Origin of the sequence: Parvibaculum indicum (genome assembly GCF_011762095.1) — a bacterium.
In the GTDB taxonomy this organism is placed as follows: domain Bacteria; phylum Pseudomonadota; class Alphaproteobacteria; order Parvibaculales; family Parvibaculaceae; genus Parvibaculum; species Parvibaculum indicum.
In genome coordinates this window covers 29,752-51,391 of record NZ_JAASQO010000019.1, presented here as the reverse complement: position 1 = coordinate 51,391, position 21,640 = coordinate 29,752, and the positions used below count along the sequence as shown (strand labels likewise).

Annotated in this window: 17 protein-coding genes; 7 read left to right on the top strand and 10 right to left on the bottom strand. The window is 63.2% G+C overall.

Going from position 1 to position 21,640, the window contains the following annotated elements; translation table 11 throughout:
- Window positions 1-12 precede the first annotated feature (12 nt).
- The gene (locus FHS78_RS17685) at window positions 13-1,836 is read right to left on the bottom strand and encodes an amidohydrolase (RefSeq protein ID WP_167095698.1); all 1,824 of its coding nucleotides are present in this window, start codon (window positions 1,834-1,836) and stop codon (window positions 13-15) included.
- Window positions 1,837-2,025: 189 nt separating this feature from the next.
- On the opposite strand from FHS78_RS17685, the gene FHS78_RS17680 reads away from it, so the two are divergent.
- From FHS78_RS17680 to FHS78_RS17670, 3 genes are all read left to right on the top strand, one after another.
- Complete coding sequence (locus tag FHS78_RS17680) at window positions 2,026-2,838, top strand: crotonase/enoyl-CoA hydratase family protein (protein WP_167095697.1); 813 nt, start codon at window positions 2,026-2,028, stop codon at window positions 2,836-2,838.
- 119 nt (window positions 2,839-2,957) lie between these two features.
- A complete protein-coding gene (locus tag FHS78_RS17675; protein WP_167095696.1) occupies window positions 2,958-4,334 on the top strand; it encodes a phenylacetate--CoA ligase family protein in 1,377 nt (458 codons plus the stop codon).
- 237 nt (window positions 4,335-4,571) lie between these two features.
- Window positions 4,572-5,090 (top strand): hypothetical protein, encoded by a 519-nt coding sequence (locus FHS78_RS17670; RefSeq protein WP_167095695.1) that lies wholly within the window; start codon window positions 4,572-4,574, stop codon window positions 5,088-5,090.
- A 6-nt stretch (window positions 5,091-5,096) separates the two neighbouring features.
- Here the strand turns inward: FHS78_RS17670 and eutC are convergent, their stop codons facing one another.
- The 6 genes from eutC to FHS78_RS17640 form a co-directional block, all read right to left on the bottom strand.
- The gene (eutC, locus tag FHS78_RS17665) at window positions 5,097-5,858 is read right to left on the bottom strand and encodes an ethanolamine ammonia-lyase subunit EutC (RefSeq protein ID WP_167095694.1); all 762 of its coding nucleotides are present in this window, start codon (window positions 5,856-5,858) and stop codon (window positions 5,097-5,099) included.
- Window positions 5,855-7,249 carry an ethanolamine ammonia-lyase subunit EutB gene (locus tag FHS78_RS17660; protein ID WP_167095693.1) on the bottom strand — a complete coding sequence of 465 codons (1,395 nt, stop codon included), beginning with the start codon at window positions 7,247-7,249 and terminating at the stop codon, window positions 5,855-5,857. Before FHS78_RS17660 ends, eutC begins: the two co-directional genes overlap by 4 nt.
- A gap of 63 nt (window positions 7,250-7,312) precedes the next feature.
- The gene (locus FHS78_RS17655) at window positions 7,313-7,957 is read right to left on the bottom strand and encodes a LutC/YkgG family protein (protein WP_167095692.1); all 645 of its coding nucleotides are present in this window, start codon (window positions 7,955-7,957) and stop codon (window positions 7,313-7,315) included.
- On the bottom strand, window positions 7,957-9,375 hold the full coding sequence (locus FHS78_RS17650; RefSeq protein WP_167095714.1) for a LutB/LldF family L-lactate oxidation iron-sulfur protein: 1,419 nt from the start codon (window positions 9,373-9,375) through the stop codon (window positions 7,957-7,959). The genes FHS78_RS17655 and FHS78_RS17650 overlap by 1 nt, the downstream gene beginning before the upstream one ends.
- A gap of 29 nt (window positions 9,376-9,404) precedes the next feature.
- Entirely contained in the window at window positions 9,405-10,133 is a 729-nt protein-coding gene (locus FHS78_RS17645) for a (Fe-S)-binding protein (protein WP_167095691.1), read from the bottom strand.
- A gap of 53 nt (window positions 10,134-10,186) precedes the next feature.
- On the bottom strand, window positions 10,187-11,158 hold the full coding sequence (locus tag FHS78_RS17640; protein ID WP_167095690.1) for a hydrogen peroxide-inducible genes activator: 972 nt from the start codon (window positions 11,156-11,158) through the stop codon (window positions 10,187-10,189).
- Window positions 11,159-11,276: 118 nt separating this feature from the next.
- Here FHS78_RS17640 and nhaA point away from each other — a divergent pair, with 118 nt between their 5' ends.
- Complete coding sequence (gene nhaA, locus FHS78_RS17635) at window positions 11,277-12,527, top strand: Na+/H+ antiporter NhaA (RefSeq protein ID WP_205305369.1); 1,251 nt, start codon at window positions 11,277-11,279, stop codon at window positions 12,525-12,527.
- Here the strand turns inward: nhaA and FHS78_RS17630 are convergent.
- The 3 genes from FHS78_RS17630 to FHS78_RS17620 form a co-directional block, all read right to left on the bottom strand.
- Window positions 12,500-13,573, bottom strand: a complete 1,074-nt coding sequence (locus tag FHS78_RS17630; protein ID WP_167095689.1) for an ATP-binding cassette domain-containing protein — start codon at window positions 13,571-13,573, stop codon at window positions 12,500-12,502. The genes nhaA and FHS78_RS17630 overlap by 28 nt on opposite strands.
- Window positions 13,570-15,195 (bottom strand): ABC transporter permease, encoded by a 1,626-nt coding sequence (locus FHS78_RS17625; protein WP_343042009.1) that lies wholly within the window; start codon window positions 15,193-15,195, stop codon window positions 13,570-13,572. The genes FHS78_RS17630 and FHS78_RS17625 overlap by 4 nt, the downstream gene beginning before the upstream one ends.
- Before the next feature lie 120 nt (window positions 15,196-15,315).
- Window positions 15,316-16,389 (bottom strand): Fe(3+) ABC transporter substrate-binding protein, encoded by a 1,074-nt coding sequence (locus FHS78_RS17620; protein WP_246220578.1) that lies wholly within the window; start codon window positions 16,387-16,389, stop codon window positions 15,316-15,318.
- Between the two features lie 302 nt (window positions 16,390-16,691).
- On the opposite strand from FHS78_RS17620, the gene FHS78_RS17615 reads away from it, so the two are divergent.
- From FHS78_RS17615 to FHS78_RS17605, 3 genes are read left to right on the top strand one after another with little or no spacing between them, the layout of a single operon-like run.
- Window positions 16,692-17,216: a PadR family transcriptional regulator gene (locus FHS78_RS17615; RefSeq protein ID WP_167095688.1), complete on the top strand. Its 525-nt coding sequence runs from the start codon at window positions 16,692-16,694 to the stop codon at window positions 17,214-17,216.
- 33 nt (window positions 17,217-17,249) lie between these two features.
- A complete protein-coding gene (locus FHS78_RS17610; protein WP_167095687.1) occupies window positions 17,250-18,347 on the top strand; it encodes an efflux RND transporter periplasmic adaptor subunit in 1,098 nt (365 codons plus the stop codon).
- Complete coding sequence (locus FHS78_RS17605) at window positions 18,344-21,589, top strand: efflux RND transporter permease subunit (RefSeq protein ID WP_167095686.1); 3,246 nt, start codon at window positions 18,344-18,346, stop codon at window positions 21,587-21,589. The genes FHS78_RS17610 and FHS78_RS17605 overlap by 4 nt, the downstream gene beginning before the upstream one ends.
- Window positions 21,590-21,640: the final 51 nt, after the last annotated feature.

Genomic DNA, 21,640 nt, shown 5'->3' with positions numbered 1-21,640 from the left:
ATTATTTACCGCTTATGAAGATAAAGCGGCAAATACGCGCCGTCCGTCCATCCATGTTTCCAGAACCTGGATTCCCCCAACCTCCCCGGGCGCCACGGCCAGCGGATTGCGGTCCAGCACCACGAAATCGGCGTATTTGCCGGGCTCCAGCGAGCCGATTTCGTGGTCGGAATGACATTGCCAGGCGGCATCCCGCGTCAGCGCCAGAATGGCCTCTTCCACGCTCACCCGTTCTTCGAGGTTCAGCACGCTGCCGGGCTCCTTCCACAAGGTCCGGTTCACCGCATTGTCGATGAGACGCAGCGGCCCCATTTCGCTCACCGGCTCGTCGGAATGCATGGTCCAGGGAATGCCCGCCTTGCCGCAGCTCGCCGCCCGGCCCAGCAGCTTCGCCTTTTCCGGCCCGAAGATGTCGTCGCGGAACGCCTTGCCCCAATAATGCACATGGCCGATGAGGAAGCTCGGGCTAATACCCAACGCCTTGATCCGCTCGATCTGCTCGTCATGCAGGATCGAGCAATGCTCGATGCGGAAGCGGCGCTCGCGCGGCGCGCCTGCGTCATAGGCCGCCTGAAAGGCGTCCAGCGCATGGTCGATGGCCCTGTCGCCATTGGCATGCACCACCACCTGCCAGCCTTCCAGCGCGCGCTGCACCACCGTCTCGCGCAAGCTGTCCTTGTCCACATAGGCGATGCCGGTGTCCTCGCGCCCGTAATAGGGCTCGCGCTGCAAACCGGTGCGGCCCTGATTGGAGCCGTCCGACACGATCTTCCAGCCCACCGCGCGGGCGATCCCGTCGCCTTTGCCGAAGGCGATGTCGCTTTCGTCCCAGCGCTTCGCACTCGAATTGATGAGCGAATAGCGCAGCCGCGCCGTCATATGGCCGGAGGCCGCGAAGGCATGGAAGGCGTCGATCTCGCCCGGTCCCTGAAAGCCGCCGCTCGCCTGATCGCAGAATGTCGTGATGCCGACCGCATTGGCCTTTTCGCAGACCGCCTTGCAGGCGGCGGGCACATCGTCCAGCGCCAGCGCGGACAGGTTATGCGCCAGCACGCCGAACATGGTCGCCTGCCCCTGCAGCACGCCATTGGGATGGCCGTCCGTATCGCGCCCATAGGCCGCGCCCGCCGGGTCCGGCGTCTCCGCCGTTACGCCCGCGATCTTCAGCGCCGCCGAGTTGCAATAGGCGATGTGCAGCGACGCATTGAAGATGAAGACCGGATTGCGCGGCGCGACCTGGTCCAGCGTATGCCGCGTGATGCGGTCCGCGCCCGGCTGGAGCGAGGGGTCGAACTGCCGCGCAACGATCCACGTGCCGTCTTCCGTCTCCGCCGCCAGATCGCCCATCCGCGCGATCACGGCATCCGCATCGTCGCATTTGAACGGGCCCACATCGGTAAGCCGGTTCATGATGGCGATGGGGAAGAAATGCATATGCGGCTCGATGAAGCCCGGCAGGATGGCGCGGCCCGCGCAGTCCACGACCTCTGCGTCCTCGCCCGCCGCCTCCTTCACCTCGTCGAGCGTGCCCACCGCCAGGATGCGCCCGTCGCGAAAGGCCAGCGCCTCGGCGATGGAAAACCCCGCATCCGCCGTCACCACCGTCGCATTGGCCATGACGACCGTCTCGGCGGGCGCCTCCTTCGGCGCACCGAGCTTCTTCCAGGCTTCGGGCCGCGCGGCATTGGCCAGCGGCGGCAGCGAGATCAGGCCGAGGTCCTGCAATACGGGCGCGCAGCAGGGGCAGCCATAAAGCTCATCTGCATGGTGGTCGTGGTCGGGGCAATCGCATGTCGCCGCCCCGCAAATCCCCGTCTTGTCGCCCTGCTCGGCCATCTCGCGTCCCGCCCCGTTTTCGTTTGCATCTCGTTTTCAAGCAGATTTGACGCAAGGTCGCCGCCTGTCAACGCCGGCCGCGGCGCCCTCCCCGGCGTCATCGGCCTCTTTCCTGTCGGACAGCGCCGCCGAATGCGTTACTCTCCCGCAAAACGAAATCGAAAATCCGGAATTTCGGGAGGATAAGAGATGAGCGAACGGATTACCGTCACTATCGAGGACGGCGTGGCTGATGTCCGCCTGGTGCGCACCGACAAGATGAACGCGCTGGACGACGCCATGTTCGAGGCGCTGCTCGATACGGGCGAGCGCCTGCGCAACGAAAAGGGCCTGCGCGCCGTGGTGATCTCGGGCGACGGGCGCGCCTTCTGCGCCGGGCTCGACATGGGCAATTTCGGCAAGATGGCCGGTGACGACAAGAAAGAAGACAAGGGCGGCGTGCCGAACCGTCTCACGCCCCGCACGCATGGCATCTCCAACCGCGCGCAATATGTCGTCTGGCAGTGGCGCGAACTCGAAGTGCCGGTCATCGCCGCCGTCCACGGCGTCGCCTTCGGCGGCGGCTTCCAGCTCATGCTGGGCGCCGACATGCGCTATGTCGCGCCGGACACGAAGATGTCCATCATGGAAATCAAATGGGGCCTCGTGCCGGACATGGCCGGCACGCAGATCATGTATCACCTCGTGCGCGAGGATATCGTCCGTGAGCTGACCTATACGGGTCGCATCTTCCTCGGCGAGGAAGCGGGCCGCATCGGCTTCGCCACCCGCGTCACCGAGACCCCGCGCGAAGACGCGCTGGCGACCGCGCGCGAAATCGCGGGCAAGAGCCCCAGCGCCATCCGCGCCTCCAAGCGCATCCTCAACGCCGCGGCGGTGGTGAGCGAGGAGGAAGGCCTCACCATGGAATCCGTCGAGCAGGACAAGCTCATCGGCAGCCCGAACCAGGTCGAGGCGATCATGTCCAACCTCGAAAAGCGCGCAGCGAACTATCAGGATTGAGGATTTTCTCACCTGGGGTCGTCATTGCGAGGAGTGAAACGACGAAGCAATCCAGTGCCGAGCCAGCCGCGCCGGATCAACGAAGGGGCGCGGCTGACTTTTGGGGGAGGTCGGCAGTCATGCGTTTCAGTCTTCTCAGGATGTTCGGATATTTCCTCGGCGGGCTCTGGACCGCATGGGGCGGGCGGAAACGCATCGAAGCGAAGCAACGCCGCAACCTCAGGCGTCTGGTTGAAAAGGCGCGGGCCGACTCCCCCCTGTTCCATCGGCTCTATGCGGACGTGCCGCCCTCAAGCGAGGTCGAGCTGCGCGACCTGCCGGTGACCCGCAAGCCCGATCTCATGCGCGCGTTCGACGACTGGCTGACGATCCGCACCCTCCCCCTCGAAAAGGCCCGCGCGCATCTCGCGGACATGAGCAAGATCGGCGTGCCCATTGGCGGTGTCGCGGTCTTCCGAACCTCCGGCACGTCGGGCGAACCGGCGATCATCGTCCTGCCCTCCCGCTTCCTTGAATATTCCTTCGGCATTTCCCTCGCCCGCTTCGAGCGATACCACTGGAAGTTCCTCCGGGAGATGCGCGAGCGCGGCATGCGGGTGACGGTCACCGGCGGCAACGGCCACTTTGCGGGCACCGGGTACAACAAGCTGGTAAGAAGCCTTCATCCGAGGCTCGTGCAGGGGGTGACCTTCGTCGAGGCCGAGCAGCCCATCGCCCGCCTCGTCGAGCAACTCAATGCGATCCCCGTTTCCAACATCGTGACTTACCCGAGTGTGCTGACGATCCTCGTCAAGGAAAAGGAAGCCGGGCGGCTGAAGATCGAGCCGGTGATCCTCAACACAGGCGGCGAAACCCTCACGAACGAACTTCGCGAACGCGTGCGCCGGGCGTTCCCCTCGCTGAAATACGGCATTCTCGATGCCTATGGCTGCACCGAGTGCCTGGTGCTCTCCTTCGTGTGCAGCCACGGGCGGAAGCATGTGCATGAAGACTGGGTGATCCTGGAAGCGGTCGACGACACGATGCGCCCCGTGCCCGACGGCACGCTGTCGGACACCGCACTGCTGACGGTGCTGGCGAACGACGCGCAGCCCTTCATCCGCTACGACATCGGCGACTGCATCCGTTTCCACACGGACCCCTGCCCCTGCGGCTCGCCCTTCCGCAGTTTCGAGGTGGAAGGACGCGAGGCAACGCTCGTTCACGTCGGCGACGCCACGCTGTCGCCCCTCATCTTCGAGCTGGAACACGAGCGCGCCCGCCGCGTCCAGCTTGCCCAAACCGGCGAGAGAGAGTTCGAGATCCGGATAGACGCCGCTGACGAGGCGACAGCGGAAGTTGTCTTTCAGGAGGTCAGCCAATCGGTCCAGCGCGTCTTCCGCGACAACGGCCTCGAGGACATCACGGTACGGAAAAGCGAAACCCCGCCCCAACTCACCGCGAGCGGCAAGTTCCATGAGGTGTTGCCATTGCGCGGGGTGAAACGCGAGGGCTGAGGCGACCCCTCCCAAACAACATCGTCATGCCGGACTTGATCCGGCATCCATACTGAGGCTGCGGCGCGCTCCAGGCTGCATGGATTCCGGGTCGAGCCCGGAATGACGGGGTTTGGGGCTGGTTCCTTCACCCCCACCAACATTGTCATCCCGGGACTTGTTCCCGGGATCCACTCGCGTTTCGCCAAGTATCAAGGTGAATGGGTCCCGGCAACGAGTGCCGGGACGACATGAGGCATGGGAAAGCATCAAGATAGCCTCGTCAGAACATCCCATCTTGTTCCACAGCTGATGTGCTACAATTCAAAAATGAGACACGGAAAACTCAGATCCATTGCTCACAATATCGCTACATCGTTGACGAGCGATGCGAGCCTCCTTTTCGGTGTTGGCGGGGAAATCTATGATGGCATTGAAGGAAAGCCGGAAGGATACATTATCGTCGATTTCCTGACGGGAACATCTTCCGGAGCCAGACCTTCTCTTGGTGCTGATGGACGTATTTGCGCCGCGCCGGCCATTCTGAACGAGCTGTGCCGCAAGCACGGAACGAGCATTTGGTTCTTCAAGGAACTTACCGCCCGCTATGTCGGATCGGGAACAAACGCTTATTTTACGGTCACCGTGGAAGACCGAATGGGAAAGCGTACCGTTGAAGAATTTCACCGCTTTGGTCATAGAGTGAGGATCGTAGACTCGCTGGGCCGTATCCGGCCAAAGCCCCCTAAGCGAAGCTCTACCACTCCTAACAAGTAAGCAGGTTCAAGAACCCAGCACCGGCGCCCCACCACCCGGTAGCGCCTCTAGCGCGTCGTCTTTCAGCTTCACGCCGGTGAGCTTCAGCCGCCGCGCCTCCTTCAGCAGCCAGGCGATCTTGTAGCCGGCAAGCTCCGGTTTCAGACCTGCGGGGCGGATGTTAGAGACGCAGTTGCGTTCCGCGTTCTGCCGCCCCGGCTTCGGCTCGTAAGTGAGATAGGCGCCGAGGCTGTCGGACGCCGAAAGGCCCGGCCTCTCCCCGATCAGCATCACACTCAGCGCCGCGTGGAAATGCGCGCCGATCTCGTCGGCGAGCGCCACGCGGGCCTGATGTGCGATCACGAGCGGCGCGACTTTCCAGCCTTCGAGATGTTTCAGCGTCGCGGCGAGCGTCGCCACCGCGTTTTCATGCACCGCCGTCGCGGAGAGGCCGTCGCCGATGACGAAGACCACGTCATGCTCGCCCGCCGCCTCCGGCAGTTCCGCATCCGCCGCCAGATGCCGCCCCTTTGACGGGTCCTGCAGATAGGCATGGCGCGTCGGCGCTTCCGAATTCACTTCCGCGACTTCCAGCCCGATCCCCGCATCCGCAATCTGTCCGCGCAGCAAATCCATGTCGAGCGCGGCATGTACCGCATCGCGCGCCCTTGCATGGGCCATCTGGAAGTCGAGCAGGTTTGCCGTCGGCAGCGCATTGCCGGTGCGGCCCAGCGCGATGCGCGCAGCGGTGAACTCGCGCAGGAAGGACCAGCGATCGGGCCCGCTCATTCCGCCGCCCCGTATTCGAGAAGCTGCGCCGCGCCCGCGCCGCCTGCGAGCTCCGGCCTCACCTGACCCCGCTCATCCATGATGTTCATGGCCCTGAGCCATGCCTCGAATTCCGGCGCGGGCTTCAGGCCCAGCGCGGAGCGCACGTAAAGCGCGTCGTGATACGACGTGGACTGATAACTCAGCATGATGTCGTCCGCGCCCGGCACGCCCATGACGAAATTGCAGCCCGCCACGCCCAGCAGCGTCAGCAGATTGTCCATGTCGTCCTGATCGGCCTCGGCGTGGTTCGTGTAACAGACATCCACGCCCATGGGCACGCCGAGAAGCTTGCCGCAGAAATGATCCTCGAGCCCCGCCCGCGCGATCTCCTTGCCGTCGAAGAGATATTCCGGGCCGATGAAGCCCACCACCGTATTCGTCAGCAGCGGCGAAAAGGCGCGCGCCACCGCATAGGCGCGCGCTTCCACCGTCTGCTGGTCGAGCCCTTCATGCGCATCCGCCGAGAGCGCCGCGCCCTGCCCCGTTTCGAAATACATGACATTGTCGCCGACCGTGCCGCGCTTCAGCGCCAGCGCCATCTCGCGCGCTTCGGCCAGCATGGCGAGGTTAATGCCGAAACTTTCATTCGCCTTTTGCGTGCCCGCGACGGACTGGAAGACGATGTCGACCGGCGCGCCGCGCCTCATCACCTCCATCGCCGTCGTCACATGGGCCAGCACGCAGGATTGCGTGGGGATGTCGTAGCGCTGCCGCAGGTCGTCGACGAGATGGAGGAGCCGCGCCATCGCTTCCGGACTGTCCGTTGCCGGGTTGATGCCGATCACCGCGTCGCCGCAGCCATACATGAGCCCGTCCAGCGTGGAGGCCGCGATGCCCTTCAGATCGTCCGTCGGGTGGTTGGGCTGGATGCGGATGGCGAGCCGTCCGGCAAGCCCGATGGTGGAGCGGAACGCCGTCACCACGCGGCATTTCCTCGCCACGGCGATCAAATCCTGGTTGCGCATGAGCTTGGAGACGGCGGCGGCCATTTCCGGCGTCAGCCCGGGCGCGAGCGCCTTCAGCGCCGCCTCGTCCGCCGCATCGGAAAGTAGCCAGTCGCGGAAGCCGCCGACCGTCAGCCCGCGAACGGGTGCGAAGGCGTCTTCGTCATGCCCGTCCATGATGAGGCGCGTCACCTCATCCGTTTCATAGGGGATAAGTTCTTCATTGAGAAAGGTGTCGAGCGGCAGGTCCGCCAGCGCGAAGCGCGCGGCGACGCGCTCCTCGTCGGTTTCCGCCGCGAGGCCCGCCAGCCGGTCGCCGGCGCGCGCGGGGCTCGCCTTCGCCAGCAGCGTTTTCAGATCGGCGAACTCGTATCGGTGACCGGCAAATGAATGGCGATAGGCCATGAACGCCTCATGGAAGGTCGGCTTGCGAAAAGCCTAGCCCGTGGGCGCGCGTCTGGCGAGGGCCTAGCCGTCCACCAGCAGGATGTGGACGTGGCGCGGCCCGTGCGCGCCCATCACCATGGTCGCCTCGATATCCCCGGTGCGCGAGGGCCCGCCGATGATGTTCACCGCGCGCGGCAGGTCGCGATTGCCGCCCCTCGCCCGCGCCGCCGACCAGATGCCCTCGAAGCCCGGCACGATCTGCGATTTCCGCAGCACCACGAAATGGAAATCCGGCAGGAAGGCGATCGCCGTCACATGGTCCGCATCGGAGGTCAGCACCAGCGCGCCCGTCTCCGCGCTCGCCGCCGCGCAGGCGCTCACCGCCGCCACGCCGTCCAGCGCATCGCGATTCATCTCGCGGCTGGTTCTCAAACCGGGGATATCTTCCCATGGCAGCGAGGCCAGTTCCGGCTCGTTGGACACATGCAGGAGAGGCTCCACTCCAATCTCGCCCAGCACACGCTCAATCTCGCCCGGAACCTCGTTCAATCTCGACAATTCGGAGAGACCGCAAGAGAGCTTCGCCGCCTTGTCGCGGAACTGGGCGACCATCTCCTCGCCCGTTGTCATCGCCATGGCGGGCTTCAGATGGCCGGTTATCCCCGTCGCCCCGGAGCCCTTCGTCCGGCGGACGAGCTTGCCGAGGATTTCGTCGCGCGCGCCCATCAGCTCCGCCTTCCCTTCGCATATTGGTCAAGGAAACTGCCGCCTTCCGGCGCCTTCAGGTCGCGCATTTCGGTCCAGCCGCCGGCGAAACCGGGGAGCTTTTTCACCCAGCCCCTGGCCGCCATCGCGCGCAAAATGCGCCCGCCCATGGACGAAACGAGCCGGTAGACCGCCGGCCGCGCGGCAATCCACCGCCAGGCGCCCATGCCCCAGCGCTGCCCCGCGGGCGTGTAATGCCGCTCGAACTCCCGCTCCCGCCAGTGCCGCATCAAATTCGGCAGCGGGATGCGCACCGGGCAGACTTCCTCGCATTTTCCGCAGAAAGTCGAGGCATTGGGCAGGTTCGCGGCATGGGTTATCCCCGCCAGCGCCGGGGTCCACACCGCCCCCATCGGCCCGGAATAGACCGACCCGTATGCCTGTCCGCCCACACTGGTGAACACCGGACAACCGTTCAGGCAAGCCCCGCAGCGGATGCAGCGAAGCATGTCCTGAAACTCGTTTCCCAGCATGTCGGAACGACCGTTATCCACCAGCACGATGTCGAATGTTTCCGGCCCGTCCGGGTCGCTGTCGCGCTTCGGGCCGGTGTAGAGCGAGAGATAATTCGCCGTATCGAGGCCCAGCGCGGAGCGCGGCAAAAGCCGCAGAAACACGCCGAGATCTTCCAGTGTCGGCACGATCTTCTCGATCCCCGTCACCGCGATGTGGTGCCTGGGCAGGGTCGCGGAAAGGTCCGCGTTCCCCTCATTCGTCACCAGCGCGATGCTGCCCGTCTCCGCGACGAGGAAGTTCGCGCCGGTTATCCCCACATCGGCCTGTTTGAAGCGTTCGCGCAGGACGATCCGCGCTTCGCGCACCAGCGCTTCCTTCTCCGTCACCTTTTCGGTGCGGCCATAGCGCTTATGCGCCTCGTAAAACGTGTCCGACACCTGTTCCTTGGTCAGGTGCAGCGCCGGGCCGACGATGTGGAACGGCTTTTCCTTGCGTAGCTGGATGATGTATTCGCCGAGATCGCTCTCGAACACTTCTATCCCCTGTTTTTCGAGGTGGGGATTAAGTTCCAGCTCTTCCGTCACCATCGACTTCGATTTGACGACGGTCTTCGCATTCGCCTCCGCGCAAAGGCGGGCGATGATTTCATTGGCCTCGGTGGCATTGCGCGCCCAATGCACCCGGCCGCCATTGGCGATCACGCGCTCCTCGAATTGCTCGAGATAATCGCCGAGATTGGCCAGCACATGGTCTTTCACGTCGCGCGCCCGGTCGCGCATATCGCCGAATTCCGGCACTTGCGAGATGCCGATCTCGCGCAGCGCGGTGAAGCCCTTGGCGAAGATGAAAAGCCCGCCCTGCAGCACCTTGTCGTCCAGCGCGTGTCGCGCATTCTCCGAGAAGCGCTCGCTCGTCACGTGCATTTCGGGGGTATGCCATTCGTTCGGGGAAGTCATTTCGCGAGCCCCGCCAGCACCTCGGCCACGTGCCAGACCTTGATATCCGAGCCTTTGCGGGCGAGCGCGCCTTCGATGTTGAGCATGCAGCCCGCATCGCCCATGGCGACGGCCTTCGCGTCCGTGGCCTCTATATCGGCGACCTTCTTGCGCACCATTTCGCCAGAAACGTCGGGATATTTGACGCAAAAGAGCCCGCCGAATCCGCAACAGACTTCGGCATCGGGCAGCTCCTTCAGTTCCAGTCCCCTTACCGTTTTCAGCAGCGCACGAGGCTGTTGCTTCACCTTGAGTTCGCGAAGCCCGGCGCAACTGTCATGATAGGCGAGCGCGCCATCGAAACTCGCCTCGACATCCGCGAGGCCGGCGACCTCGGTGAGAAACGATGTGAGTTCCCAGGTCTTGGCTGCCAGTTCCTTCACCGGCACGCCGTCCGGGTCGTCTTCATCGAACAGGTCAGGATAATGCGTCCGGATGGTGCCCGCGCAGGAACCGGAGGGTGCAACGACGTAGTCGTAGGAGGCATAAAGTTTTGCCAGCCGACATGCGAATTCCTTCGCGCCCGCCTTGTCGCCGCCATTCATGTTGGGCTGGCCGCAGCAAGTCTGGTCGCGCGGCACCTCCGCCTCGAATCCGGCCCGTTCCAGCAGCTTCAGGCTCGCAAACCCGATTTCGGGCCGCATCGTGTTGACGATGCAGGTAACGAAGAGCCCGACTTTTGCCATGGACGTTTCTCCCCTTGCCCGACACTAAGGTCGAAGCGGCCTTTTGCCCCAATCTAGACCCGGCCCCGGATGATTGCCAAATCGGCGTCCGCATTGCCCGTGACGGTCAGTTCTTTGAAACGGCGGCGCACGGTCTCGCGAATGATCGCCGCAAGTCGGCGATAGGCTGTGGCCCGCCCCGCGCCCTTGCGCCAGGTCAGCGCCACGCGCCTTTCCAGCCTCTGCCCGTGCACCGGCAAAGCGACCACATCGCTGCCCGACCGGATTTCCGAGAAGACATAAAGCGCGGGCAAAAAGCTCGCCCCCATCCCCATGCCGATCATCAGGCGCAATGCGTCGAGACTTGTCCCCTCATAATCGGCCTGCATACGGGCGCCATAGCTGGCGGCCAGACGCGACACCTCCGCGTGAAGCGGAAAACGCATGCCGAGCGAGAGCATGGTTTCGTCCTCGATGTCCTTCATCGTGACCCGTTCACGCGTCGCCAACGGGTGGTCCCGCGCCACGGCGAGATAAAGCGGCTCGTGAAAGAGTTCCTCATTGACGAAATCCTGCCCAGAAAAGGGCATTTGCGTCAGCAGCACGTCATGCCGTCCTTCTGACAATTCGCGTTTCTGGGCTTCCGGCTGACATTCGCGCACATAGAGGCTGAGAGAGGGATATTGCCTGTGCAGGCGCGCCACCACATGCGGCAGGAGGTAGGGACCGAGCGTGGAAAGAGAGCCCAGGCGGATCGTCCCCGCCAGTCCCGTGCGCCCTTCGCGCGCGAAGTCCATTATCTCCCGCGCCCCGGCCAGCACGGGACGGGCCTTCGTCACCACGGCCCGACCGAGCGGCGTCAACGCCACGCCTGACCGGCTTCGTTCGACCAGGTGCAGACCCAGCGCCTCTTCCAGCGCCTGTATCTGGGCGCTCAGCGTCGGCTGGCTCACCCCCAGACGTTCCGCCGCCCGGCGAAAATGCGGCACCTCGTCCAGCGCGGCGAGATATCGGAGTTGCTTCAGTGTCGGCTCGCTCGGATCCATCTCGAGGCAGGCTCCTGATAGATAATTTCTATCAAACTATTGCCTGAGTTTGGATTTTCTTCAACACCGCTTCGCCCTATCTCATTGCCATGTGCATTCTGGCGGGAGAGTTTGAGAGTTGAGTGTCATCATCCAGCGTATCGGCGAGTTTCTGAAACTGGAATCGGCCTCGGGGCTTATCCTCATGGGCGCGGCGCTTCTGGCGCTTTTGGCGAACAATTCGCCGCTGAGCCCGTGGTACGACACGCTTCTCTCCACCACCGTCGCCATCCAGATCGGCGAACTGGAAATCTCCAAAGCGCTGCTGCTCTGGATCAATGACGGCCTGATGGCCGTGTTCTTCTTTCTGGTTGGGCTGGAGATCAAACGCGAGCTCATTCAGGGCGAGCTGTCGAGCTTCGACAAGGCCGCCCTACCTGCCATCGCCGCCATCGGCGGCATGGCCGTCCCGGCCCTGATCTTCACCGGCATCAACTGGGGATCCCCGGAAACGCTCAACGGCTGGGCCATTCCCGCCGCCACCGACATCGCCTTCGCGCTCGGCATTCTGATGCTGCTCGGCAACCGCGTTCCCCTGGCGCTCAAGGTGATGCTGCTGGCGGTCGCCATTATCGACGACCTCGGCGCCATCCTCATTATCGCTCTGTTCTATACGAGCGACCTTTCACTCGGCGTGCTGGGTCTGGCGGCCATCGGCTTCGCCGCGCTCATCTCCCTCAACCTTTCAGGCGTCCACCGCATCTCTCCCTATGTGCTTATCGGCACAGTGATCTGGGTGTGCGTCCTGAAATCCGGCATCCATGCCACGCTGGCTGGCGTGCTTATCGCACTCACCATCCCCCTCCGGACCGGCGATGGCGTGGATGCCGGAGAACATCAGTCCCCGCTCCACAAGCTCGAGCACGACCTGCATCCGTGGATCGCCTATATGGTCCTGCCCGCTTTCGCCTTCGCCAATGCGGGCGTCTCCTTCAGCGGCATGTCGCTTTCCGACATTACCGGCGTATTGCCGCTGGGTATCGCGCTCGGCCTCGTCATCGGCAAGCCGCTCGGCGTGCTCGGCTTCAGCTTTCTCGCGGTCAAATCCGGCCTCGTAAAACTTCCCGATGGCCTGACCTGGGCGCATGTGGCGGGCCTGTCGGCGATTGCCGGCATCGGTTTCACCATGAGCCTCTTCATCGGCACGCTGGCCTTCAATTCCGGCGACCTTCTCAACGAGGTCCGTATCGGTGTGCTGCTGGGATCGACCGTTTCCGCGCTTGCCGGCTACTTCTTCCTGCGCGCGGTCCTCGGGCAGGACAAGGGCGGCGAGACCGAAGACCGTTCGGTCTCATCCGCCGGTCAGCGCGCTACCGTGTCGCCGTCCTGATCCTGCGGAAACAGAAGAATGTCTTCCGGTGCCACGCTCAACCAGACATCCGCGCCGGGCTCTATATCGGACAAACGCGCAATATGGGCGGTCAGAATCTGGTCGCCCTTTTTCAGCTTCATGTGAAGCCTGGTCGCGCGCCCCACAAAGACGCGCGAGATGACGCTTGCCTTCGCGGCCTCCGTATCGGCCGGCTTTTCACGGGTCACTTTCACGGCTTCAGGACGCATCAGCGCCACGATCTCGCCTGCGAGGCCGTCCGAAGGTACCGCGCCGAAAGGCGTATCGGCGGCCGTGCCGTCGCCGGTTACGGATAGAGCGTTGGACTCGCCCAGAAACCTCATGGCGAATGGCGTGCGCGGGCGCAGATAGAGCTCTTCGGGCGTCCCCTCCTGCTCGACCCGGCCCTCGCGCATGAGCGCAATGCGGTCGCCAAGGATCATCGCCTCTTCCGGATCATGGGTAACGACCACGGCGGCAACGCCGGTTTCGTGCAGAACCTCGCGCAGCTCTTCATGCACGCGGCGACGCAAAACCGTATCGAGCCCCGAGAACGGCTCGTCCAGCAGCAGAATGGAAGGATCCGGCGCCAGGGCGCGCGCCAGCGCAACACGCTGCTGCTGGCCGCCGGAGAGAACGTGCGGATAGTCGCGCGCCTTCTCCGACAGGCCAAGCCTCTCGATCAGCGCGGTCGCCCGCCTTTCCGCATCGGCGTCCCCTCGCGGCATGCCGAACAGCACGTTTTCCATCACCGTCAGATGCGGGAAAAGCGCATAGTCCTGAAAGACAAACCCGACATTGCGCTTTTCCGGTGACAGGTGCAGTCCCTTCCCCTCGACCGCATGTCCGTCCAGCTCGACGGTGCCGCTCCATGGCGTTTCGAGGCCCGAGACGATGCGCAACAACGTGGTCTTCCCGCAGCCCGACGGCCCAAGCAGGCACGTTACCCCCCGGGACGCAACCGACAGCGACACACCGTCGATTACCGCACGGCCCTCATAGCCGTGACTCAACTCCTCGACCTTTAGCGCGGGCGTAGCGCTCACATCAGCACCTCTGTTTCCGGGCTCGCTCCGAAGTCCCGCGCTTTCGTAATGGCCCGGCTGATGAAGAGGACAGGCAGGAGACCCGCCATTGCAATGGCGAGCGAAGGAAGAGCGGCCTCGGCAAAACGTTCGTCAGCCGCCAGAGAATAGGCTGTCGTGGCCAGCGTGTCGAAATTGAAAGGCCTGAGCACAAGCGTTGCGGGCAGCTCTTTCATCACGTCGACGAAGACGAGCAGAATCGCCGTCAAAAGGCTTCCGCGAATGAGCGGGAGGTGAACATCGCGCAGCGTTCCCGTTGCGCCCCGCCCCAGCGTGCGCGCCGCCATATCGAGCGACGGCCGCACACGCTTCAGACCGCTTTCCACGGTGCCATGCGCCAGCGTCAGGAAGCGCACCAGATAGGCAAAGAGGAGTGCCGCCACCGTACCGGACAGGATAAGCCCGACCGAAACGCCGAAAACGCCTTCCATGAAACCGTTGACCGTGCGGTCGAAAAAACCGAAAGGCACCAGAACGCCGATTGCCAGTACCGCGCCGGGGACCGCATAGCCGAAACTCGCCGCGCGCGCGGCCAGCGCAGCCGGGCGTGAGACGCCGAGCCGAGTCGAATAGGTCAACCCCACCGCAACCGCGACGCAGAGAAGCGCCGCCACGCCGCCCAGCGTCACCGAGCGCACCACCAGGGCCGCAAAATCCAGCGACAGGGCGTCGGAAAGCCTGGCGCCGGACAGTCTTACGAGGATCGCCGCCGGGAGCAGGAAACCGCAAAAAAACGGCAGAAAACATAATAACGACGCACCCGTTCCCAGCCATCCGGACAGTTTTCGTCGCGGCGGCGCCCTCATCCGCGATGTCTGAACATAATAGGCCCGGCGGATACGGCCCCGGCGCTCCAGCCAGACCAGACCTGCGATGAAGACAAGCAGCACCAGCGCGATCTGCGCGCCGCCCGCCGCATCGCCCATCACCAGCCAGACATTGAAGAGGCCGGTTGTGAGCGTCTGAACCGAAAAAAGATCGACCACACCGAAATCGCTCAGCGTTTCCATCAGGCAGAGCATTATCCCCACCATAATGGACGGCCATGCCAGCGGCAGCGCCACGCGCCGAAACGCATCCCATTTCGTACAACCCAGCGTGCGCGACACTTCCAGCGCGCAAAGCGATTGTTCCAGAAACGCGGTGCGTGCCAGCAGATAGACGTAAGGGAAGAAGCTCATCGTCATCACGAAGGCCGCGCCGCCGAGGGACCGGATTTCCGGGAACCAGTAGTCGCGAGGCGTCTGCCAGCCGAACAGGTCGCGCAACCCGCCCTGAACGGGCCCGGCATATTCCAGAAGGTCGGTATAGACGAAGGCCACCACATAGGCGGGCATGGCGAGCGGCAAGAGCAATGCCCATTCGAAAAACCGGGCGCCGGGAAAGTCATGCATGGTGACAAGCCATGCGCAGGCCGTGCCGGCGAGGAAAACGCCGATACCGACCAGTACCGCCAGTTTGATCGAGTTCAGGACATAGCCGGGCAACACCGTCTCCCAGAGGTGCTGCCAATTGGCGCCGATACCGCCGGTGAGCGCGATCCAGGCCACCGCCGCGACCGGAAACGCCACCAGAAGCGCCACAAGCAATGTGAGTCCGGAGCGGGCGCGCTCAGAAAAAAGAGACGGGCCGGCATCCAACCGGCCCGTTTTCCGCCCGGCGCCAAACCGCCCCGGCGTCAGTTTCACCATGTCAGCCAAACATCAGGATCCAGCGTTGAAATCCACTTCGTTGACGAGCTTCAGCGCCTCGTCATGCAGATCGGCGATCACGGCGAGATCGACCGTATCCGCCTTGAATTCGCCCCAGCTTTTTACCGTGTCGGACCACGGCACGCCAGGCTTCACCGGATACTCGTAATTGGACTGGGCATAGATTTCCTGCGCCTTGTCGCCAGACAGGAATTCCAGCAGCGCCACCGCTTCCTCGCGATTGTCTGCGCCTTCCAGCACCGTCGCCCCGGAAATGTTCACATGCGCGCCGGCGCCATCCTGATCGGGAAAGATGATGTAGGCGGCCTCGGCCCATTTGCGCTGCTCGGGATCGGCCAGCATCTTGCCCATGTAATAGGTGTTGCCGATCGCCAGATCGCACTGGCCTTCATAGATGGCCTTCACCTGGGCGCGGTCGTTGCCCTGGGGCTTGCGCGCGAGATTGGCCTTCACGCCCCGCAGCCACTCTTTCGTCCGTTCCTCGCCATGCCGTGCGATCATGGCGGCGGTCAGCCCCAGATTGTAGGGATGGTCGCCAGGACGGATGCAGATTCGCCCCTTCCACTTCTCATCGGCGAGCCCCAGATAGCTGGTCAACTCGCCTTTGGGCACACGATCCGCGGAGGCATAGACGACGCGGGCGCGCTGGGTAAGACCCCACCATCTGCCCTCTTCCTCATGATACTGAGCCGGAATATTGGCCGACAGCGTGTCCGTCATGACGGGGGCGGCAAAGCCCGCTTCCTGCACTTCCACGAGCCGCGGCAGGTCCGCGGTGAGGAACATGTCCGCAGGCCCCGCCTCGCCTTCCGCCTTCAGCCGCTCGAGAAGCCCGGCCTTGGCGTAGACCATGTTGACCTTGATACCGGTTTCCTCGGTAAAGGCCTCGAAGAGCGGCTCCATCAGATAGGGCTGGCGGTAGGAATAGACATCGACCTGCCCCGCCTCTTCCGCGGAGACCGAACGAATTTCACCGAGAAGAAAACCCGCCGCCATCGCGGCGGTTCCGATCAGCAGAACGGCGAGACGGCGTTTGCGGCGATGGCTTTTCATGTCGGCGGTCATGTCGTCCTCGGAGGCTGTTTATTTCCACCCTTTTTTATTGCGGATCATTCTTAGTAACAAGAGCGAAGGTACCCGTTCGGCCAGCTTTCAGGCCCATTCCTGCGGTGATACCGAAAAAACACACTCGACCAGGTTCTACGGGTAATAACGCTGTTACCCTTTTATGCGACCTATATCGGACCTAAATAGGTCGCTTATATCGGAACAATATAGGCGACCGGCCGGTTTCATGATCGGTTCCGCACGGGAACAAGGCGATTTCTCTCCCAATGCAGGTATCCACGCTTTGCCTCGGAGCGCTCATGCTGGGCGACTCCACCGGCTATGAGATCAACAAGCTGTTCGAGGACGGCCTGTTCAGCCATTTCATGGATGCAAGCTATGGCTCCATCTACCCGGCCCTGACACGCCTGACCGAGCAAGGCATGCTCACCTGCACCGCCGAAGCACAAGACGGCCGCCCGGACAAAAAGGTCTATTCGCTCACCGAACAAGGGCGGCAAGCACTTCGCGATGCGCTGATGTCCCCGCTGTCGCCTGACAAGTACCGCTCCGAATTCGTCTTCGCTTCCCTTTTCGCCTCCATGCTGCCCGGCCAGCGCGTAAAGGACATGGTGGATGACCATCTTGCACGTTGCCGTGAAGATCTCGCCCGCATCGAGGAAGCTCTCGCCTCCGGTACTGACCAGGCATCCAAGCGCTTCGTGCTCGGCTACGGACAAGTCGTCATGAAGGCTTCCATCGAATATCTCGAAAAACATCGACAAGACATCGAGGCGGCCGCCTCCCCCGAAGCAGCGCCTGACGGTGCGGGCATTCCGGCCTGAACCGGATACGACATTCAGAAATCGGTTAGTTAAATGAAACGCTCATACCTTATTGCCCTCATCATCGGCGCCGTCTTTCTGGTCTGGATCGGTCTCGGCCTGATCTTTTCCGGCAATGGCGGCTCGCAGACCGCGCAGAACGGCCAGAACGGCCAGAACGGCGCTGAGCAGGAAGAACTGGTCGCCGTCCGGATCGTCAAGTCGAACGCGACGGAGAAACGTACCTCCATCGTGATCCGCGGGCGGACGGAGGCGAAACGCGCCGTACAGGTACGCGCGGAAACGGCCGGCGTCGTTGCCGATCTGCCCGTGGAAAAGGGCCAGCGCGTCAAGAAGGGCGATACGCTCTGCAAGATCAGCGTGAATGCGCGTCAGGCAAGGCTCGACGAAGCCAAGGCGCTGGTGCAGCAACGCTGGCTGGAATATGACGCCGCGCGCAAGCTCGCCGCCAAAGGCCATCGTTCCGAAACCCAGGCTGCGGGCTCCAGGGCCGCGTATGACGCGGCCAAGGCGCAGCTCAAACAGATGGAAGTCGAACTCGGCAATACCGATATCGTCGCGCCGTTCGACGGCATTTTCGACGACCGCGACGTCGAGGTCGGCGATTTCCTTGCCATCGGTCAGACCTGCGGCCTCGTCGTCCAGCTCGACCCGCTGAAAGTGACCGGCCAGGTGGCGGAAGACAAGGTGAGCGACCTGCGCGCGGGCACGACGGGCCTTGCCCGCCTCGTCACCGGCGAGGTGAAAGAAGGCAAGATCATCTTCGTTGCCAAGACGGCGGAAGAAGCGACCCGCACTTTTCGCGTCGAGATGGAAGTGCCCAACCCGGACCACAAGATGCGCTCCGGCGTGACGGCGGAAATCGTTGTCCCCGGGCAGCCGGTCATGGCGCACCTTGTGCCGAGTTCGGTGATCTCGCTGAACGACCAGGGGGTCATCGGCGTGCGCACGGTGGACGACAATGACCGCGTGCAGTTCCATGAGGTGAAACCGGTGGACGATACGCCGGAGGGGCTCTGGGTCGCCGGCCTGCCGGAAACGGTGCGCCTTATCACCGTGGGACAGGATTACGTGACCGAAGGGCAGAAGGTTCGGGCGAAACTCGACAGCAAGAGCGGGGCTTCATCGTGAACCATTTCATCGACGCCGCACTCAATCGGTCGCGCACCGTCGTTACGACGCTCATCCTGCTGATCCTGGCGGGCACGCTGGCCTATGCGACGATCCCCAAGGAAGCGGATCCGGATATCCCGATCCCCGTCTTCTTCGTCTCGATTATCCATCACGGCATTTCGCCGGAAGATGCGGAACGGCTGCTGATCCGTCCCATGGAGACCGAGCTGCGGTCGCTCGAGGGACTGGACGAGATGGTCTCGACCGCCGCTCAGGGGTATGGCGGCATTCTGCTCGAATTCGACGTCGACTTCGACAAGGAAGCCGCGCTTCAGGACGTTCGCGAAAAAGTCGATCAGGCGCGCGCCGAGCTTCCCGACGAGTCCGAGGAGCCTGTCGTTACCGAATTCAACACCGCCCTTTTCCCCGTCCTGGTCGTAACCCTGTCCGGCGATGTGCCCGAACGCACGCTCTACAATGCGGCGCGCAGCCTGCAGGACGAGATCGAGGCCGTTCCGACCGTTCTCTCGGCGGACCTTGTCGGCAATCGCGACGAGCTGCTGGAAGTCGTAATCGACCCGGCCAAACTCGAATCCTACCGCATCTCCCAGCAGGAGCTGATCAATACGGTCAGCCTCAATAACCGGCTTGTGGCCGCCGGCAATATCGATACCGGGCAGGGCCGCTTCTCGGTGAAGGTGCCGGGCCTTTTCGAAACGCGCGAAGACGTGCTGAACCTGCCGATCAAGGTGTCCGGCGAAGGCGTGGTCACGCTATCGGATGTCGCCGATATCCGCCGCACCTTCAAGGACCCGGACGGTTATGCCCGGTTCAACGGACAGCCCGCCATTGCGCTGCAGATCACAAAGCGCATCGGCACCAACATCATCGACAACAATCAGCAGGTGCGGCAGGTCGTCGAAGGCTTCACGAAGGACTGGCCCCAGGCGATCAGGATCAACTATTCGCTCGATGCCTCGGACTGGATCTACCGCTCCATCGGCTCGCTGCAGGCCTCCATCATGCTTGCCATCGTGCTCGTCATGATCGTGGTGGTGGCGGCACTCGGGCTCAGATCGGGCCTGCTGGTCGGCTTCGCCATTCCGACCTCCTTCATGATCGGCTTCTTCTTCCTGCAGACGGCGGGCTACACGGTCAACATGATGGTGATGTTCGGCCTGCTCCTCGCTGTGGGCATGCTGGTCGACGGCGCCATCGTGGTGGTCGAGTATGCCGACCGGAAGATGGCCGAAGGCATGCACCGCAAGGAAGCCTATGGGCTGGCGGCCAAACGCATGTTCTGGCCGATCGCCTCGTCCACGGCGACGACGCTGGCAGCCTTCCTGCCGCTTCTGCTCTGGCCGGGCGTCAGCGGCAAGTTCATGTCCTATCTGCCGATCACGCTGATCGTCGTGCTCTCGGCATCACTCCTGACCGCCCTTATTTTCCTGCCGGTCGTCGGCTCCATCTTCGGCAAGGCCGACGACGCGGACAGCGACACGCTGAAGCTGCTGGCCGGCGCGGAGACCGGGGATATTCGCGGCCTGCCCGGGCTTACCGGCAGATACGTCCGCTTGCTGGACCGGCTGGTGCCGCATCCCGGCAAGGTTATCCTCGTCACGCTCGGGGTGCTGGTGAGTACGATCGCGCTATTCAGCGTGTTCAATCACGGCGTCGAGTTCTTCGTCGATACCGAGCCGGAACAGGCCATCGTCATGGTCAGCGCCCGCGGCAACCTCGCCGCGAAAGATACGCTCCGGCTTTCGGAAGAGGTGGAAAAGATCGTCCGCAACACGGACGGCGTGGATACCGTCTTCACAACCACGGGTCCCGGTCTCGGCGCAGGCGGCAACAGGCCGGGCGGCGGCGGTGGAGGCGAAACGCCCAAAGACCTGATCGCCCAGCTGATGATCGAGCTCAAGCCCTATGAAGAACGTCGCAAGGGCGCGATCATTCTTCAGGAAATCCGCGACAAGACAGCGGATCTCGCCGGCGTCAAGGTCGAGGTCCGCAAGCAGGAGAACGGGCCCCCCACCGGCAAGGACATTCAGGTTCAGCTGACGGGGATCGACTACGACAAGCTGAAAACTGCTGCCGGACAAGTGCGTCAGCTCCTCGAAAACGACGTCTCCGGACTGATCGATATCGAGGACGACCGTCCCCTGCCCGGCATTGAGTGGGTGATGTCGGTAGACCGGGAAATGGCAGGCCGTTTCGGCACCGATGTAACCTCCGTCGGCTCCGTCATTCAGCTCGTCACCAACGGTATTCTCGTCGGCAAGTACCGGCCGGACGACGCGCAGGACGAAGTCGATATTCGTGCGCGTTTTCCCGAGCAATACCGGGTGATCGACCAGCTCGATCAGCTCCGCGTTCAGACCCCCGAAGGGCAGGTTCCGCTCTCGAATTTCGTCGAACGCGAGGCCGAACCGCAGGTGACCACCATCCAGCGGATCGACGGGTTTCGCCGGATCATGGTCAAGGCCAATACGGCGGTCGATCCGGAAACGGGCGTAAAGGTGAACGTCAACGAGAAGGTGGGAGAGATTCAGGAGAAGATGGCGACGCTGAACCTCGACCCGGCGGTGACGGTGACATATCGCGGCGCCAACGAGGAACAGGCTGAGTCCGCCGACTTCCTCGGCAAAGCGATGATCGGCGCGCTGTTCCTGATGTTCATCATCCTGCTGACGCAGTTCAACAGTTTCTACCACTCGTTCCTGACGCTCTCGACGGTTGTCCTCTCGACGGTGGGCGTGCTGCTCGGCATGCTCGTTACCGGTCAGGCCTTTTCCGTCATCATGACGGGCACGGGCATTCTGGCGCTGGCCGGTATCGTGGTGAACAACTCCATCGTGCTGATCGACACCTATCAGCGCCTGTTGCATGACGGGATGGAACCTGTGGAAGCAACATTGCGCACGGCGGGACAGCGACTGAGGCCGATCATGCTGACCACGATCACGACGATGTTCGGCCTGCTGCCCATGGCGCTTCAGATCAACATCGATTTCTTCAGTGCGAGCGGTCTCCCAAGCATCGAAATCGGCGGTCCGGTGGCCGCCTGGTGGGTGCAGCTCTCGACCGCCGTGATTTTCGGTCTGGGCTTCTCCACGCTGCTCACGCTTGTGCTGATCCCGATCCTGCTCGTGGCGCCCGACCAGTGGCGTCAATCCGCCGGTTCGCCCATGCGGCGGGCCGCCGACTGGGGCAAACGCAAGCTTCGCCGCGGCAAGAACACGCACCAACCCGCGGAATAGGCGGGTCGCGCCGAGACACACGAAAAGGCGGGTCTTGACCCGCCTTTTCTC